Here is a 15,311-nt window from a genome sequence, read left to right on the forward strand (position 1 = left end):
GATGTTGCCTCGCCATCTCGCCTATGCTGACCCGCAATCGTCACCAGCGCCAGCACAGGCACAGGCTGGGTCGCTCGTCAGAACTCCATATCACCGAAGTCACCGCCATTATCGGAGCTGGAATCGCCTGCCTGATCGGCTTCGTCCGGCTGCGGCGTCGGCTGTTCAGCTGCCTTCGCTTCGCTGCCGCCAAACCCGCCGGCGATCGCGTTGCCGAGCAGCACGCCGCCCGCCACGCCCATCGCGGTCTGCGCGGCGCCGGCAAGAAAACCGCCGCCTGCCCGCTGTGGCGAGTCCTGCGGCCCTTCAGTTGCAACGGAGGCGGTGCGCCCTACCCGCGGAACCGAGCCTGAGCGCCTGCCGCCGCTGCGGCCGAAGAAGCCGCTGAGCGGTCCACCGCCGGCCGGCTGCCGCGCCTGCTCCTCCAGTTCTTCTATGCGCGCCTGAGCTGCGTTCAGGGCCTGCTCCTGAACCACGATCGTCTGGGCCATGTAATATGGCGCCCCAGGCTGCTGGGTGATCTGGTCCTGGATGAAGCGCTCTGCTTCGGCATCGCGCGGCGGCGCCTGGCGCTCGGCGCTTGCCAACTTCTCGAAGAGCTGTCCGATCGCTTGCTGATCATTTCTGTCCATGATGTCCAACTCCGGTCTTGGTTCAACGCCGGCTATTCGCGCTCGCCGGTGAAGTTCAACAGCAGTTGGAAGATGTTGATGAAGTTCAGATAGAGCGAGAATGCACCGAAGATAGCGAGTTTCTGCTGTGATTCCGCGCCGAAGTTTTCCGCGTACTGCTCCTTGATCGTCTGGGTATCCCAGGCGGTGAGGCCGATGAAGACGGCGATGCCGATCACAGAGATCGCGAATTGGAGCGCGGTCGAGCCCAGGAAGATATTGACGATGCTGGCGATCACCACGCCGATCAGGCCCATGATCAGGAACGACGAAAACTGCGTCAGGTCGCGTTTGGTCGTGTACCCGTAAAGGCTGGTCGCGCCGAACATGGTGGCGGCGATGAAGAAGGTGCGTGCGATGCTGGTGCCGGTAAAGACCAGGAACACGGAAGCCAGCGACAGGCCCATGACCGCGCAGAACGCCCAGAACATCGCCTGGGCGCCGGCTGCCGACATCGCCTGCATCCGAAAAGAGAACAAGAGCACAAAGGCCAGCGGGGCCAGCATCACCACCCATTTCAGCGGTGTGGAGAAGATCGGCACGTAAAGGGCGGGCGTGGAAGCCACCACGAACGCGATCACGCCCGTAACGACGAGGCCAAGGCCCATATAGTTATAGACGCGCAGCATGTGCCGGCGCAGGCCTTCATCGTAGACGGCTCCGGCTCGGGCTCCGGCCCCGATATATCCGAGATTGTTCATGTGGTTCTCCTTCTTGCAGGTCGATCAGTAAAGCGTTTTGGCGAGCGCTTCGGCCGTGCGATCGAGACCGCCGACATCGCTGCGTCCGACGACCGCGTAGGCGACCTCGCCGATCTGGAAATAAGCCGAGGAAACTTCGCCCGAGGGAACGACGGTCGGCTTGACGACGTCGAATGTTCCGGGCCTGATCGCGAACAACGAGACCAGCCCCATCTCTTTCGTCTCGACAGCCATCTCGACGCTCGGTCCGAATTGCGATGGATAGATCTGCACGTCACGGACCGTCCAGTCCGCTGGCAGCGATGGCATCACGATCGCCGTCGCGGCGCGGATTTCGTCGGCATTGTAACCGGGTGCTTCGAGTTGTGACGACATCGCCTCGCGCACGAGCGTCGTGCGGTGCGCCCGGACCGCGTCCTCCACATAGGCCGGCGGATGGGTCGAAGCGACGACTTCCGTCACCGATATCGGTCCGATGAGCCCGTTCGCAAGCCAGCCGGCAGCGACGAAGACAGCAACTGCCGCAGCTCGCTGCAAAGCACCAAGGACGCGGCCGCGCGCCAATCCCCGCTCCAGCCGCCGTGCAGCATCGGCCGTCGCGGGCCGCGCCATGCCTTTCGATCCGGCAAGCGCCACGCGCAATTCGTCACGCATCCGTAAGTCGGACATCACCCGCGCGGCCGCGTCCGGGCGGGCCGAAAGGAACGCCTCAACCTCGATGCGACGAGCCACGTCCAGCTGATCGTCGACATAGGCGTCGAGATCGGCGTCGGTCACGGGATCGCGCAGTTGGTTCATGATCCACCTCCGACGATCTTCAGATGGCCTTTCGCGCGTGCCGGCACCGCGCCCTCCATCTCGCGCAGGGCCGCACGCGCCCTGCCGATGCGCGACATCAGCGTGCCAAGCGGCACGCCACTCACCTCAGCGGCCTGGCTGTAGCTAAGCCCCTCGATGGCGACGAGATGCAACGCCGAACGCTGCTCCTCCGGCAATTCGAAAAACGCTTCGCGCACCTGCGCCAGACGGACCGAATGTTCCTGCGGAGCCTGGACATTCGCCTCGGCGGCGAGATAGCCGGCCTGTTCGATGCGCATTGCTTCGGATTTGCGGGACCGCAGACCGTCGATGAATGCATTATGGACGATCGACAGCAGCCATACGCGAAGATTTCCGCCGGAGCGGAAGCTGCCGCGTCGCTCATAGGCACGCACCAGCGCATCATGCACCAGATCCTCTGCATCGGCGCTGTCGCGCGTCAGCGAGCGTGCATAGCGGCGCAGCGAATCGAGATGTCCCAGAATATCGAAGCGTGGCATCGGCCGTTTCATGTCCTGTTTACGGAGCAGGTCGGGATGTTAATCCCGCTCTCCCCGAAATTTTCTTACGGCTCGCCGCGTTCTCGTCCTGGGAGATATCGGGCCCGCTCTCGCCCGCCAGATAGTATCGGTCGGCTTCGAGGCAAACCGGCGCCGAGTTGGCGCATATGAAACTGCTGGCAAAGTACGGCCGGTTTGCGTATCACTCCGCCGCCAACGGAACCTTATCGATGTTCGAAAATCTCCAGCCCGCGCCTGCCGACAAGATCCTGGCCTTGATCGGTCTCTATCGCGCCGACCCGCGTCCCGACAAGGTCGATCTTGGGGTCGGCGTTTATAGGGATCGCGACGGCAAGACGCCGGTGATGCGCGCGGTGCGCGAAGCCGAAAAGCGGCTGCTGCAGGGCCAAGATACCAAGACCTATCTCGGCCTTGCCGGCGATACCGCCTTCAACGCGGCGATGGCCAGGTTGGTGTTCGGCCCAGCCGCCGACATGACGCGCATTCGTGCGGCGCAGGCGCCAGGCGGCTCCGGCGCGCTGCGGCTGGTAGCAGAGCTGCTGAAAAGGACCCGCACCGACGCGATGGTCTGGCTGTCGGATCCGACATGGCCGAACCACATGCCGGTGATGCGCGCCGCTGGCCTGCAGACACGCGAATATCCGTATTTCGACGCTGCTTCTGGTGCGGTTCGCTTCGACGACATGCTGAATGCATTGAGAACCGCGAATCCTGGCGACGTCGTATTGTTGCATGGCTGTTGCCATAATCCGACGGGGGCCAATCTAGACATCTCGCAATGGGCTGCCATTGCCGATCTTGTCGTTGGGCGCGGCCTGCTGCCCTTTGTCGACATCGCCTATCAGGGCTTTGGCGAGGGACTTGATGCGGATGCCGCCGGCTTGCGCCTTCTGGCGGCAAAAGTTCCGGAAATGGTCGTTGCCTCCAGCTGCTCGAAGAACTTTGCCGTCTATCGCGACCGAGTCGGTGCAGCGCTGATCATGGCGAAAGGTGGCGCGCAGGCGGATTTGGCGATGGGCCAGATGCTGTCGGCGGCGCGCGCCATGTATTCGATGCCGCCGGACCACGGCGCGGCGGCGGTGCGCATCGTGCTTGAAGACCCCGCATTGCGTTCCGACTGGGAGGCAGAGCTTGAAGAGATGCGGCTGCGCATGCTGCGGCTGCGCGTCCAGTTCGCCGAGGCGCTGCGGCGGCAGTCCAACTCCGACCGTTTCGATTTCGTCGCCAGCCATCGCGGCATGTTTTCCCGGCTTGGCCTGTCGGAAGCGCAAGTCGAGCGGCTGCGCTCCGAGCATGCCATCTATATGGTCGGCGACAGCCGCATCAACGTTGCCGGCCTGCCCGAGGACGGCATGGATGCGCTCGCCAAGGCGATAGTCTCCGTGCTCGACTGATGCTTTTGCTAACTAGGATCTTCCGGAAACCGGCTTCCACTTTCGTATCATGGTCTGGCGGCCCGTCTGTGGACAAGGCGCCCTCACCGGCTGAAGCCGTTGGCCGCACAGCCGTGTACAGGATAGCGTTTCCCAGATGAAACCCTCGAAAGACATTTCCCGACTGATCGAGATCATGGCAGCGCTGCGGGCGCCGGAAACCGGCTGCCCGTGGGATATCGAGCAGGACTTTTCGACAATCGCGCCATACACGATCGAGGAAGCCTACGAAGTGGCGGACGCCATTGCGCGCGGCGACCTCGACGATCTGCGGGATGAACTTGGCGATCTCCTGCTGCAAGTGGTCTACCACGCGCAAATGGCCGAGGAGGCGGGCGAATTTTCATTCGGCGATGTAGTCCAGGCCATCACCACAAAAATGATCCGCCGCCACCCCCATGTCTTCGGCGACGACAAGGCGCGCAGCGCCGGCATGGCCAAGGGCATGTGGGAAAAGATCAAGGCAGAGGAAAAGGCGGAGAAGCGCGGTGCGCGCCTCACCCGTGGGCTCGACCCGGAAGACCATGGCAAGGGCTTTCTCGACAGCGTGCCGGTCGCCCTGCCCGCACTGACCCGAGCGCTCAAACTGCAGGAAAAGGCCGCCCGCGTCGGCTTCGACTGGAGCGAGGCGGCACCGATCCTCGAAAAGATTGAGGAGGAGATCGGCGAATTGCGAGAAGCGCTGGCCAAAGGCGACAGCGCGCCGATCAAGGATGAGTTCGGCGACATGCTGTTTGCGGTCGTCAATCTCGGCCGGCACCTCAAAATTGATTCCGAAGCGGCACTCAGTGGCACCAACGAAAAATTCCGATCGCGCTTCCACTATGTCGAGCGGACGCTGCAAGCGTCGGGAAACAGCCTCGAAGAGGCGACGCTGGACGAGATGGAAGCGCTCTGGCATCAGGCAAAAAGGGCGAAGTAAACGCCTCTACCCGTTGTTTTGACGGCGCAATCGGCTTTCGATCTCCTGCCGAGCGCTGTGTGTAGCCTTGAGCGCGACGGTCACGCTGCCATCCTCATTGTCGTCGCGCGAGACGATGTCGCCGTTGCGGTAAAGCCAGTCGACGACGCCGAGTTGGTCGGGCTTGAGTGTGACGGTGAACGTCTCCAGTTCGCCCGACATCATCGTCTCGATGATCGTCTTCAGCGCATCGATGCCCTCGCCGGTTACCGCCGATATGGCGATCGGCGGTGCCTTCTTGCCGTCAGCACCATCGGCAAGCAGCCGCGCCCGGTTGCCCTCGTCGAGCCGGTCGATCTTGTTCCATACTTCGATGACGCGCTTGCTATCGCGGGCATCGACGCCGAGATCGGTAAGGATGCGCTCGACATCTTCGGCCTGCGCGGCCGTATCGGGATCGGAGATGTCGCGCAGATGAATGACGAGGTCTGCCTCGACCACTTCCTCCAGCGTCGCCCTGAAGGCCGCGACCAGATGCGTTGGCAGGTCGGAAATGAAGCCGACCGTATCGGAAAGGATGATCGGCGTGCCGTGCGGCAGGCGCACGCGGCGCAGCGTCGGGTCGAGCGTGGCAAACAGCATGTCTTCGGCCAGCACCCCTGCTCCGGTCAGCCGGTTGAACAGAGTCGACTTGCCGGCATTGGTGTAGCCGACGATCGCCACCACCGGAAATGGCACCTTCTTGCGCTTGGCGCGGTGCAGGTCGCGGGTGCGGCGCACAGTTTCGAGCTCGTGCTTCAGCTTGGTGATCTTGTCCTGCAGCACACGCCGATCCGACTCGATCTGGGTCTCGCCAGGGCCGCCGAGAAAGCCGGCGCCGCCACGCTGGCGCTCGAGGTGGGTCCAGCTCCGCACAAGGCGGCCTTTCTGGTAGTTGAGATGGGCAAGATCGACCTGCAGCGTGCCTTCCTTGGTGCGGGCGCGCTCGCCGAAAATCTCCAGGATCAGCCCGGTGCGGTCGAGCACCTTGGCGTTCAACTCTTTTTCGAGGTTGCGCTGCTGTACCGGGGTCAGCGGATGATCGACAATGACCACTTCCGCGTGGCCCTCTTTGACGATCTCAGCGAACTCCGCCACCTTGCCGCTGCCGAGCAAGGTCGCCGGGCGTGGATCGTTGACGGTCACCACCGCCGTGTGGACCAGGTCGAGGTCGATTGCGCTGGCGAGGCCGACGGCCTCGTCGCGACGAGCCTCGGCGGAGCGGGTCAGGCGGGGGCGGTTGGTGTCGTCGTCGCCACGAGGCTGCCGGGTAAGCACCGGCACGATAACCACCGCCCGGGTCGGGCCGTTGGCCTCTGTCCCGGTCTGATGTGCTGGTTTTCCGCGAACGCTGCGGTCCGCGTCTTTCTCACGTGCCAATCAGGCGCCCTGGCTTTCCTCACCATCGAACATCTGAACCGGCTGGCTCGGCATGATCGTGGAAATAGCGTGCTTGTAGACAAGCTGGGAATGGCCGTCGCGACGCAGCAGAACGCAGAAATTGTCGAACGAAGTGACCACGCCGGTCAGCTTCACGCCGTTGATGAGAAAGATGGTGAGTGGATTTTTGCTCTTGCGAACTGAATTCAGGAACAGGTCCTGAAGATTTTGCGATCGTTCCGCCATTGTTCTTGTCTTTCGCCGATCCCCTTCGGTTTGCAGGCCAATGCGCCAAATTAGCCGGCACATGTCAAGCACGCAAACACCATCTTGCCGTCAGTAACGACAAGCAGAACGAGATATATTGATGTTCATTCCATCTGTGCGGTTATCAGGCTGGACTTTTTTCCGCAACGTCAAAAAAGGCCTGCCGTAATGAAACTGTTATCGAGCCCGGGTAGCCGTTGGCGACGGGAGCGCCATCGATCGCCACCACCGGCATGGCAATCGTGGTCGCGGAGCTGATGAAAACCTCGCGCGCGGTCTTGGCTTCAGCCACCGAAAAACCGCGCTCCTCGATCTTCAGGCCGAGCTTGGCGGCCACGTCGAACAGCGTCGTACGGGTGATGCCGCGCAGGATGCCGTGCTCGGCCGGCCGCGTCACCAGCACGCCATCCCCGGTGATGATCCAGGCGTTCGACGATCCACCTTCCTTGACGGTGCCGTCGACATCGACGAACCAGGCCTCCTGAGCGCCGGCTTCCTTGGCTTTCTGCTTGGCCAGCACGTTCGGCAGCAGGCCGACCGACTTGATATCGACCCGATCCCACCGGTTCTCCGGCACCGTGATAACCCGGATCCCGCTCTCGGCCCGCTTCGCGGCAGCTGCAGGATCGGCTTTTTTGGCAGTCACCACCAGCGACGGCTTCGTGTCCGCCGGCGGGAAGAAAAACTCGCGGCTGGCGACGCCGCGTGTCACCTGGACATAGACCAGGCCGTCGACGACATGGTTGCGGCGCACCACCTCGCGCATGACGAGCGGCAGCACGCCGCGCGTGATCGGCCAATCGATCGAGAGTTCGGCAAGTGAGCGGTTCAATCGGGCGAGATGGCGCGGCATGTCGACGATGAAGCCTCGTGCCACCTCGCAGACCTCGTAGACGCCGTCGGCGAATTGATAGCCACGGTCCTCGATATGCACGGAAGCTTCGGCGTGAGCGACGTAGCGCCCGTTCACATACGCAATGCGCGGCATGGCTAATCCCTGAAAAAAGTCCAGCTTTCTTATGCGATTCCAAGACCGCCGTAACCGATAATTGGGTGGGCCACGACTGGTTTGGCTGTCAGACGCCCAGCGACTTCAGCTTGCGGTGCAATGCAGAGCGTTCCATGCCGATAAACTCTGCCGTCTTCGAGATATTGCCGCCAAAACGGTTGATCTGGGCGATCAGATAGTCCTTCTCGAATTGTTCGCGCGCTTCCCGCAGCGGCAGCGCCATTATGTGCTGATCGGATTTGTTTGGAGTGCGCGGCATGACGTCGCCGATCTCGGCAGGCAGGAGATCGGCGGTGATCGGCGCATCGACATCGTCGCCGCGCGCCAGGATCATCAGCCGCTCGACATTGTTGCGCAACTGGCGAACGTTGCCCGGCCAGTTATGCGCCTGCAGCACCGCCAGCGCGTCGTCGCCGATGCGGCGCGGCTTGATGCCGGCCTGGCGAGCGATCTGCTTCATGAAATTGTCGACCAGATAAGGAATGTCCTCGCGACGCTCGGCCAGTCCCGGCACCATGACCGGAACCACGGCCAGGCGATGATAAAGGTCCTCGCGGAAACGGCCGTCGGCGATCATGGCTTCCAGGTTCTGCGAGGTCGACGAGATGATGCGCACGTCGACCTTGACCCGCTTGGTGCCCCCTACCCGCTCGAACTGCTGTTCGACCAGCACGCGCAGGATCTTGTTTTGCGTCTCGCGCGGCATGTCGGCCACTTCATCGATGTAGAGAATGCCGCGATGGGCTTCCTCCAGCGCGCCGACCTTGCGTTCGACGCCGTTCGATTCGGTGCCGAACAACTCGATCTCCATACGCTCAGGCGTGATGTTGGCGGCGCTCAGCGTCACAAACGGTGCACTCTTGCGCGCAGAGAGCGCGTGGATGGCGCGCGCCGCCAGTTCCTTGCCCGAGCCGGAGGGGCCGATAATCATGACGCGGCTGTTGGTCGGCGCGACGCGCTCGATGGTCTGGCGCAATTGGCTCATTGCCGATGACATGCCGATGAGGTCGAAAGTCTCGCCGCTGCGCAGCTTGAGATCCGAAACCTCGCGTCTCAATTTGGAGGTTTCGAGCGCCCGTTCGGCAATGAGGATCAGCCTGTCGGCCTTGAATGGCTTTTCGATGAAATCATAGGCGCCGCGGCGGATGGCCGAGACTGCCGTTTCGATATTGCCGTGGCCCGAGATCATCACCACCGGCAGGTTCGGGTGCATCGTCTTGATCTCGTCAAGCAAGACAAGGCCATCGAGCCGCGAGCCCTGCAGCCAGATGTCGAGGAAAATCAGCCTGGGTGCCCGGTCGGCAACCGCCGCAAGCGCGCTGTCGGCGTCAAACGCCGTGCGTGTTTCGTGACCTTCGTCGCTCAGGATACCGGCGACGAGTTCGCGGATGTCTTCCTCGTCATCGACGATGAGAATATCAGACGCCATTACCGACCTTTTCAGTTTCTTTTTCGTGTTCCGTCTTGCCCTCGCCGCGTATCGGAACGGTGGCGGCAACCGGCAGGATGATGCTGATCATTGCGCCCCGCCCATCGTGGAAGTCCGCTGGTGCATCGTGCAATTCGAGTCGCCCGCCATGGTCCTCCACGATCTTCTTGACGATAGCGAGGCCAAGCCCGGTGCCTTTCTCGCGTGTCGTCATGTAAGGCTCGAGCAAGCGCTGCCGGTTTTCGCGCGGCAAGCCCCTGCCGTTGTCGATGACGTCGATTCGAATCGCGCCATTCTGACGCCCGGCTTGAATCCGGATTATGCCGTGCGGACGATCCTCTGCATCAAGTCCGTCGGTGGCCTCGGCAGCATTCTTGATGACGTTGCCGAACGCCTGCGCCATCAGGCGGCTGTCGAACGTGCCTTTGAGCGGCTCATTGCCGAAGACGCGCTCGAAGGTGATGTCGGCGCGGCTCACTTCGACCAGGAACGAGGCCTCGCGCAACGAATCGCGCAGATCGATTGCCTTCATTTCCGGTTTCGGCATGCGGGCGAACGCCGAGAACTCGTCGACCATGCGGCCGATGTCCTCCACTTGCCGGATGATGGTGTCGGTGCATTGATCGAAAACCTCACGGTCCTCGGTGATGACCTTGCCGTAACGGCGCTTGATGCGCTCGGCCGAAAGCTGGATCGGCGTCAACGGGTTCTTGATCTCGTGGGCGATGCGCCGCGCCACGTCGGCCCATGCAGAGGAACGCTGTGCCTGGACCAGATCGGTAATGTCGTCGACTGTCACGACGTAGGATTTATCCTCCGAACCGTCGTCGCCGGCTTCGATCGTGATCTGCACGTTGAAGGTCCGTTCGGTGCCGGCACGATAGAAGGTGACCTGTTCGCGATAGACCGGCTTGCCCGATTTGCGGCCGATCTCGAAGACGCGGCCGACATGCGGCAGCACGGCGGAAAGGTTCTGCCCAAGCGCTGCCGTGGCGGATATGGCCAGCATCGTTTCGGCCGAACGGTTGACGATGGTGACGATGCCATATGGATCGACGCCGATGACCCCGGCGGTGACGCCGGCAAGCACCGCCTCCGAAAAGCGCCGCCGCTCGTCGATCAAATCCTTGGCCGACAGGATCTCGTTGCGCTGCGATTTCAGCTCCATCAGCATCTTGTTGAAGGTGTCGCCGAGCGAGGCGACGTCACCGTCGGAGGGGCGGACAGGCACGGCCACGTCGAGATTGCCGGTAGCGACCTCGTCGGCCGCGCCGATGAGCTGACGAATCGGCCGCACCAGGCGGTCGGCCACCGCAATGCCGGTCCAGATGGCGGACAGGATGATGATCAGCGTCAGCGACAGATAGGGAAGCGCGAAAGCCACTTGCGAGGTGCGGCGATTGTCTTCGAGACCGCGATATTCGGCGGTGTTGGATTTGACGATCTGCCGCGCCTTTATCACCTCGGGATCGACGAGGCGAATGGTGTAGAGATAGAGGCCGTCGATCTCGCGCAGCTTGACGATGGCACCCATGATGTTGCGGGTGCGCGGTTCTATCAGCACCGGCTTGCCGTCGGCAGCGCTTGCCACGGCGCCCTCAGGCGGCTCCGGCATGGCAAAGTCCGCGTCGGTCTTGGCGCTCATAACGAAGGAACCATCGGGCTTGATGAGTGCTGCGTGCGCCAGCGAACGTCCCACCGCCTCCTTGTTCATGAGGTCGAGAAAACCGGTACGATCGAGGCCGTAAAGCGTGCGCGAAGCGTCGAGGTCGTAAGCCATCGACAACGTCGTGCCCTGAAGATTTCGCGCGTTTTCCTGCACATAGGCGTCAGCGATCGACAATGACGAATTGACGATCGTCTTGGTGCGGATCTCGAACCAGCGGTCGAGGCCGATGTCGAGCGTGATCGACGCGATGATCGCCACCATGATCGCGGGGATGGCGGCGACTAGCGCAAACATCGCCACTATGCGCACATGCAGGCGCGACGCAGCCTTGCCATGCCGTCGTGCCATCAGGATGCGATGCACCTCGCGGCCGACCAGCAAGATCAGAAACAGGACGAACGCCGCATTAAGCGCAATCAGCGCCAGCGTCGTCCTTGCGTCGGGCTTGATCGGCGTGGCGCCAACGAGAATGGCGAAGGAGATCGCCGCCGTCACCAGCGCGCCGGCAATGGCGACCACGCCCGGCAGCGCAAGCAGCCGGCGACCGTCTCGCGCGCCCGTATTGCTGAAAAGCGATTTGCTCAGTGTCGGTGCGTGCAGGGCCATGTCGCCGTCTAGAGCCAGTGATTGCGTCGGATGTATGCAACGCATTGTGGCGATTATGCAACAAGTGTGGCCGAGACGGAAATCTTTCGGCAATCGATCCCCCGGGAAAGCGCTCGTAAAGGGATTCGTCTAGACCTGCCTGGACGATTTGTAGACGTTGACGCCGAGTTCGCGAATCTTTTTGCGCAGCGTGTTGCGGTTGAGCCCCAGCAATTCCGCAGCCTTGATCTGGTTACCGCGCGTTGCGGTCATCGAGGCGAGGACCAGCGGGTATTCGACCTCGGAGAGGATTCGCTGATATAGCCCGGCCGGGGGCAAGTCGCCGGCAAACGAGGCAAAATAGCGTTGCAGGAAATGCTCCACCGCCTGGCCGATGGAAAGGTCGTCGGGAATGAGGTTGCCGCCACCTGGAACGACAGGCCTTTCACCGGTCTTCAACTCCGCCTCGATGATCTCGGCGGAAATCTCGTCCTGCGAATACAGTGCGGCCAGCCTGCGGATGAGGTTTTCGAGTTCGCGCACGTTGCCCGGCCATGGGTAGCGCTTCATCAGCTCGATGCCGCCGGTGGAAATGCGCTTGGTCTGCAGGCCCTCACTGGCGCCGAGCTTGAAGAAGTGCCGGACGAGGTCCGGAATGTCCTCCGATCGCTCGCGCAGCGCCGGCAGCCTGAGCGGCACAACGTTCAAGCGGTAGAACAGGTCCTCGCGGAAAAGCCCCTGATTGATCAGTGTGCGCAGGTCCTTGTTGGTGGCAGCGACGATGCGCACGTCGGTCTTGATCGGCGTGCGACCGCCGACCGTGGTGTATTCGCCCTGCTGCAACACACGCAGAAGCCGCGTCTGCGCTTCCATCGGCATGTCGCCGATCTCGTCGAGGAACAGCGTGCCGCCTTCGGCCTGCTCGAAACGGCCAGTGGAGCGGTTCTGCGCGCCGGTAAAGGCGCCCTTCTCGTGCCCGAATAGTTCCGATTCGATCAGGTCGCGCGGGATCGCCGCCATGTTGATGGCGACGAAGGGACCGCCTCGGCGGCGGCCGTATTCATGCAGCGCGCGCGCCACCAGTTCCTTGCCGGTACCCGACTCTCCGCTGATCATGACCGTCAGGTCGGTCTGCATCATGCGGGCCAGCATGCGGTAGATGTCCTGCATGGCCGCCGAGCGGCCGACCAGCGGCATCGTCTCCGGCGGCTCGTCGGCCCGCGTATCGATCTTCGGCCGCCGCGGCTCGGAAAGAGCGCGGTTGACGATGTTGAGCAGCTCGGTCAGGTCGAACGGTTTTGGCAGATACTCGTAGGCCCCGGTTTCGGAGGCACGAATTGCTGTCATGAACGTGTTCTGCGCACTCATGACGATGACCGGCAGTTCCGGTCGCGCCTTCTTGATGCGCGGCAGCATGTCGAAGGCGTTCTCGTCAGGCATGACAACGTCGGTGATGACCAGATCGCCCTCGCCCGCCGCCACCCAGCGCCACAGCGTCGAGGCATTGGAGGTGACGCGCACGTCGTGGCCGACGCGCGAAAGCGCCTGGTTGAGGACAGTGCGGATGGCCGCATCGTCGTCAGCGACGAGAATATTGCCGCGAACGGTCATTTGCGGTCTCCTTCAACGTCGTCGTCGGTGCCAAACTGGGTTTCTTTCCACGCCGGCATCAGGATGCGGAAGGTGGTCCCGCGCGGCGTCGATTCGCATTCAATGATGCCGCCATGCTCGCCGACGATCTTTGCGACCAGCGCCAGACCGAGACCGGAGCCGTTCGGCTTAGTGGTGATGAAGGGATCGAACAGGATCGGCAGGATATCCTCGGAAACACCCGAACCGTTGTCACGCACGCAGAATTCCAATGGCAGCGACACGCGGTCCTGCGTTCCGGGTACGGAAACACGGATGCCCGGACGGAAGGCGGTCGACAGCATGATCTCGCCCTGCGGATCGCTGCCGATCGCCTCGGCGGCATTTTTTACCAGATTGAGAAACACCTGGATGAGCTGGTCGCGATTGGCAAAAACCGGAGGCAATGATGGATCATAATCCTCCAATATCTTGATCCGCTTGGCAAAACCGTTCTTGGCGATTGCCTTGACATGGTCGAGCACGACATGGATGTTGACAGGGTAGCGGTCGATCGGCCGCTCGTCGGAAAACACCTCCATGCGGTCGACCAGCGAGACAATGCGGTCGGTCTCGTCGGTGATCAGCCTGGTCAGTGCGCGATCCTCGTCGGACGCCGACAGCTCTAGCAACTGCGCCGCACCACGAATGCCGGACAGCGGGTTCTTGATCTCATGGGCAAGCATCGCGGCAAGGCCGGTGACCGAGCGCGCCGCACCGCGATGCGTCATCTGCCGGTCGATCTTGTCGGCCATTGAGCGTTCCTGGAACATCACCACGACGGAGCCTGGAAATTCCGTCACAGGCGCGACGTAGAGATCGACCACCTTCTCGATGCCGAGCCGCGGCGACGACACGTCCACCCGGTATTCGTTGACTGGCGCCCGGCGCTCGCGCACCTGGTCGACAAGCGTCAGCAGCGGACTGCCGAAAGGAATGAGCTTGTGCAGCGTATTGCGCGCGAGCATCGTGGCGCTCGACCGGAAAAAATCCTCGGCATCGGCATTGGCGAAGGTGATGAAGCCTTGCGGATCGACCATGATCACCGGCCGACGAATGGTGTTGAGCACAATATGCGCGGCGTCCGCCATATCCGTGCTCTGTGTGACGGTGGCGTTCATGCCGCACTCCGCAGGTTCGCCGCTTCGGGAGCGCTTGAAAATACGTCGCGCAGCAAGGCAATGACACGCCCAGGCTCGAAAGACGTGAGTATGGCCTTGCGCCGGTCGTCGCTTGTGGCGGCGTGGCGGTCGAGATACCAGCCGAGATGCTTGCGCGCCTGGCGCAATCCGCTTTCCACGCCATAGAGCGTCAGCATGTCTTCGTAATGGGCAATGACGTAATCGGTCAGCGCTTGCGGGCTTTCCGGCATGCCGGATACCGGCTCGGCCAGCGCGGCCGCTACAATGCTGCCGGCGGTCCACGGCGCGCCATAGTGCGCACGGCCGATCATCACCGCGTCGGCGCCGGATTGGTCAAGGATCGACGCAGCCTCTGCCGGCGAGCCGACATCGCCATTGGCAACCACAGGGATCGAGACGGCCTGCTTGACGCGTGCGATGGCACGCCAGTCGGCCGTGCCCTGATAGAACTGGCAACGTGTGCGGCCATGCACCGTCACCATCATCACCCCGGCCTGCTCGGCGCGTCGCGCCAGCATCGGCGCGTTGAGCGCGCCTTCGTCCCAGCCGAGCCGCATTTTGACCGTGACCGGCACGTCGACCGCGCCGACTACCGCTTCGATCAGCGACAGCGCGTGGTCGAGGTCTCGCATCAGTGCCGAACCGGCATAGCCGCCCGTCACCTTTTTGGCCGGACAGCCCATGTTGATGTCGATGATGTCGGCGCCTTCGCCGACCGCGATTCGCGCGCCCTCGGCCATGTGCATCGCCTCGCGGCCGGCAAGCTGGACCATGTGGACAGGCAGCCCGGAATGACGGATGCGCAGGCCCGAGCCAGCCCTGCCCTTTGCAAGCTCACCGCTCGCCACCATTTCCGACACGACCAGCCCGGCGCCATGGGCATGGGCGCGCTGCCGGAACGGCTCGTCGGTGATGCCCGACATCGGCGCGAGAAACACGCGGTTGCGGATTCTCACGCCACCCACACCCAGCGGCGAAGCCAATTTGGTCACATCAGGCATGCACAAAAACCAAGCACCTTCGGTTGCTGCACATTCTCTAGCCAGAACGACGGCAATGTGCAACGCGCAATGTCGTGACATTAAGGCGCATTTGGGAAAAAAGGATCGCCGGATA

At 62.5% G+C, this 15,311-nt stretch carries 14 protein-coding genes; 2 read left to right on the plus strand and 12 right to left on the minus strand.

All coding sequences use genetic code 11. From position 1 onward, the window contains the following. Positions 1-77 precede the first annotated feature (77 nt). Genes NKJ20_RS23075 through NKJ20_RS23090 form a run of 4 tightly spaced genes read right to left on the minus strand, consistent with a single transcriptional unit; the run spans position 78 to position 2,703 of the window. Complete coding sequence (locus tag NKJ20_RS23075; protein WP_352747224.1) at positions 78-632, minus strand: DUF2076 domain-containing protein; 555 nt, start codon at positions 630-632, stop codon at positions 78-80. A 32-nt stretch (positions 633-664) separates the two neighbouring features. Then, entirely contained in the window at positions 665-1,372 is a 708-nt protein-coding gene (locus NKJ20_RS23080) for a Bax inhibitor-1/YccA family protein (protein ID WP_352747227.1), read from the minus strand. A 24-nt stretch (positions 1,373-1,396) separates the two neighbouring features. Beyond that, positions 1,397-2,170, minus strand: a complete 774-nt coding sequence (locus tag NKJ20_RS23085; RefSeq protein WP_352747230.1) for an anti-sigma factor family protein — start codon at positions 2,168-2,170, stop codon at positions 1,397-1,399. Beyond that, positions 2,167-2,703, minus strand: a complete 537-nt coding sequence (locus NKJ20_RS23090) for a sigma-70 family RNA polymerase sigma factor (protein WP_502894949.1) — start codon at positions 2,701-2,703, stop codon at positions 2,167-2,169. The genes NKJ20_RS23085 and NKJ20_RS23090 overlap by 4 nt, the downstream gene beginning before the upstream one ends. 218 nt (positions 2,704-2,921) lie before the next feature. Between NKJ20_RS23090 and NKJ20_RS23095 the strand changes: the two genes are divergently transcribed. After that, entirely contained in the window at positions 2,922-4,106 is a 1,185-nt protein-coding gene (locus NKJ20_RS23095; protein WP_352747234.1) for an amino acid aminotransferase, read from the plus strand. Between the two features lie 136 nt (positions 4,107-4,242). Continuing rightward, entirely contained in the window at positions 4,243-5,067 is an 825-nt protein-coding gene (gene mazG / locus NKJ20_RS23100; RefSeq protein WP_352747236.1) for a nucleoside triphosphate pyrophosphohydrolase, read from the plus strand. Between the two features lie 6 nt (positions 5,068-5,073). Here mazG and hflX read toward each other — a convergent pair whose 3' ends face one another. From hflX to dusB, 8 genes are all read right to left on the minus strand, one after another. Beyond that, positions 5,074-6,465: a GTPase HflX gene (gene hflX / locus NKJ20_RS23105; RefSeq protein WP_352747239.1), complete on the minus strand. Its 1,392-nt coding sequence runs from the start codon at positions 6,463-6,465 to the stop codon at positions 5,074-5,076. Next, a complete protein-coding gene (gene hfq / locus NKJ20_RS23110; protein WP_006202172.1) occupies positions 6,466-6,711 on the minus strand; it encodes an RNA chaperone Hfq in 246 nt (81 codons plus the stop codon). It abuts the gene before it with no gap. Between the two features lie 145 nt (positions 6,712-6,856). Further along, the gene (locus tag NKJ20_RS23115) at positions 6,857-7,720 is read right to left on the minus strand and encodes a D-amino-acid transaminase (protein ID WP_352747242.1); all 864 of its coding nucleotides are present in this window, start codon (positions 7,718-7,720) and stop codon (positions 6,857-6,859) included. Positions 7,721-7,808: 88 nt separating this feature from the next. After that, on the minus strand, positions 7,809-9,170 hold the full coding sequence (gene ntrX / locus NKJ20_RS23120; RefSeq protein ID WP_352615761.1) for a nitrogen assimilation response regulator NtrX: 1,362 nt from the start codon (positions 9,168-9,170) through the stop codon (positions 7,809-7,811). Beyond that, on the minus strand, positions 9,160-11,445 hold the full coding sequence (locus NKJ20_RS23125; protein WP_352747244.1) for a sensor histidine kinase NtrY-like: 2,286 nt from the start codon (positions 11,443-11,445) through the stop codon (positions 9,160-9,162). Before NKJ20_RS23125 ends, ntrX begins: the two co-directional genes overlap by 11 nt. A gap of 129 nt (positions 11,446-11,574) precedes the next feature. Continuing rightward, a complete protein-coding gene (gene ntrC, locus NKJ20_RS23130; protein ID WP_023675074.1) occupies positions 11,575-13,035 on the minus strand; it encodes a nitrogen regulation protein NR(I) in 1,461 nt (486 codons plus the stop codon). Then, on the minus strand, positions 13,032-14,174 hold the full coding sequence (locus NKJ20_RS23135; protein ID WP_352747246.1) for a two-component system sensor histidine kinase NtrB: 1,143 nt from the start codon (positions 14,172-14,174) through the stop codon (positions 13,032-13,034). The genes ntrC and NKJ20_RS23135 overlap by 4 nt, the downstream gene beginning before the upstream one ends. Continuing rightward, on the minus strand, positions 14,171-15,196 hold the full coding sequence (dusB, locus tag NKJ20_RS23140) for a tRNA dihydrouridine synthase DusB (protein WP_352747247.1): 1,026 nt from the start codon (positions 15,194-15,196) through the stop codon (positions 14,171-14,173). Before dusB ends, NKJ20_RS23135 begins: the two co-directional genes overlap by 4 nt. Positions 15,197-15,311: the final 115 nt, after the last annotated feature.

It is taken from the genome of Mesorhizobium sp. M0185 (genome assembly GCF_040322175.1).
GTDB lineage: Bacteria > Pseudomonadota > Alphaproteobacteria > Rhizobiales > Rhizobiaceae > Mesorhizobium.

Bases quoted from the DNA above. Each gene is read 5' to 3' on its own strand.
- NKJ20_RS23075 (WP_352747224.1), bottom strand. From the start codon at position 632: ATGGACAGAAATGATCAGCAAGCGATCGGACAGCTCTTCGAGAAGTTG.
- NKJ20_RS23080 (WP_352747227.1), bottom strand. From the start codon at position 1,372: ATGAACAATCTCGGATATATCGGGGCCGGAGCCCGAGCCGGAGCCGTC.
- NKJ20_RS23085 (WP_352747230.1), bottom strand. From the start codon at position 2,170: ATGAACCAACTGCGCGATCCCGTGACCGACGCCGATCTCGACGCCTAT.
- NKJ20_RS23090 (WP_502894949.1), bottom strand. From the start codon at position 2,703: ATGAAACGGCCGATGCCACGCTTCGATATTCTGGGACATCTCGATTCG.
- NKJ20_RS23095 (WP_352747234.1), top strand. From the start codon at position 2,922: ATGTTCGAAAATCTCCAGCCCGCGCCTGCCGACAAGATCCTGGCCTTG.
- mazG (WP_352747236.1), top strand. From the start codon at position 4,243: ATGAAACCCTCGAAAGACATTTCCCGACTGATCGAGATCATGGCAGCG.
- hfq (WP_006202172.1), bottom strand. From the start codon at position 6,711: ATGGCGGAACGATCGCAAAATCTTCAGGACCTGTTCCTGAATTCAGTT.
- NKJ20_RS23115 (WP_352747242.1), bottom strand. From the start codon at position 7,720: ATGCCGCGCATTGCGTATGTGAACGGGCGCTACGTCGCTCACGCCGAA.
- ntrX (WP_352615761.1), bottom strand. From the start codon at position 9,170: ATGGCGTCTGATATTCTCATCGTCGATGACGAGGAAGACATCCGCGAA.
- NKJ20_RS23125 (WP_352747244.1), bottom strand. From the start codon at position 11,445: ATGGCCCTGCACGCACCGACACTGAGCAAATCGCTTTTCAGCAATACG.
- ntrC (WP_023675074.1), bottom strand. From the start codon at position 13,035: ATGACCGTTCGCGGCAATATTCTCGTCGCTGACGACGATGCGGCCATC.
- NKJ20_RS23135 (WP_352747246.1), bottom strand. From the start codon at position 14,174: ATGAACGCCACCGTCACACAGAGCACGGATATGGCGGACGCCGCGCAT.
- dusB (WP_352747247.1), bottom strand. From the start codon at position 15,196: ATGCCTGATGTGACCAAATTGGCTTCGCCGCTGGGTGTGGGTGGCGTG.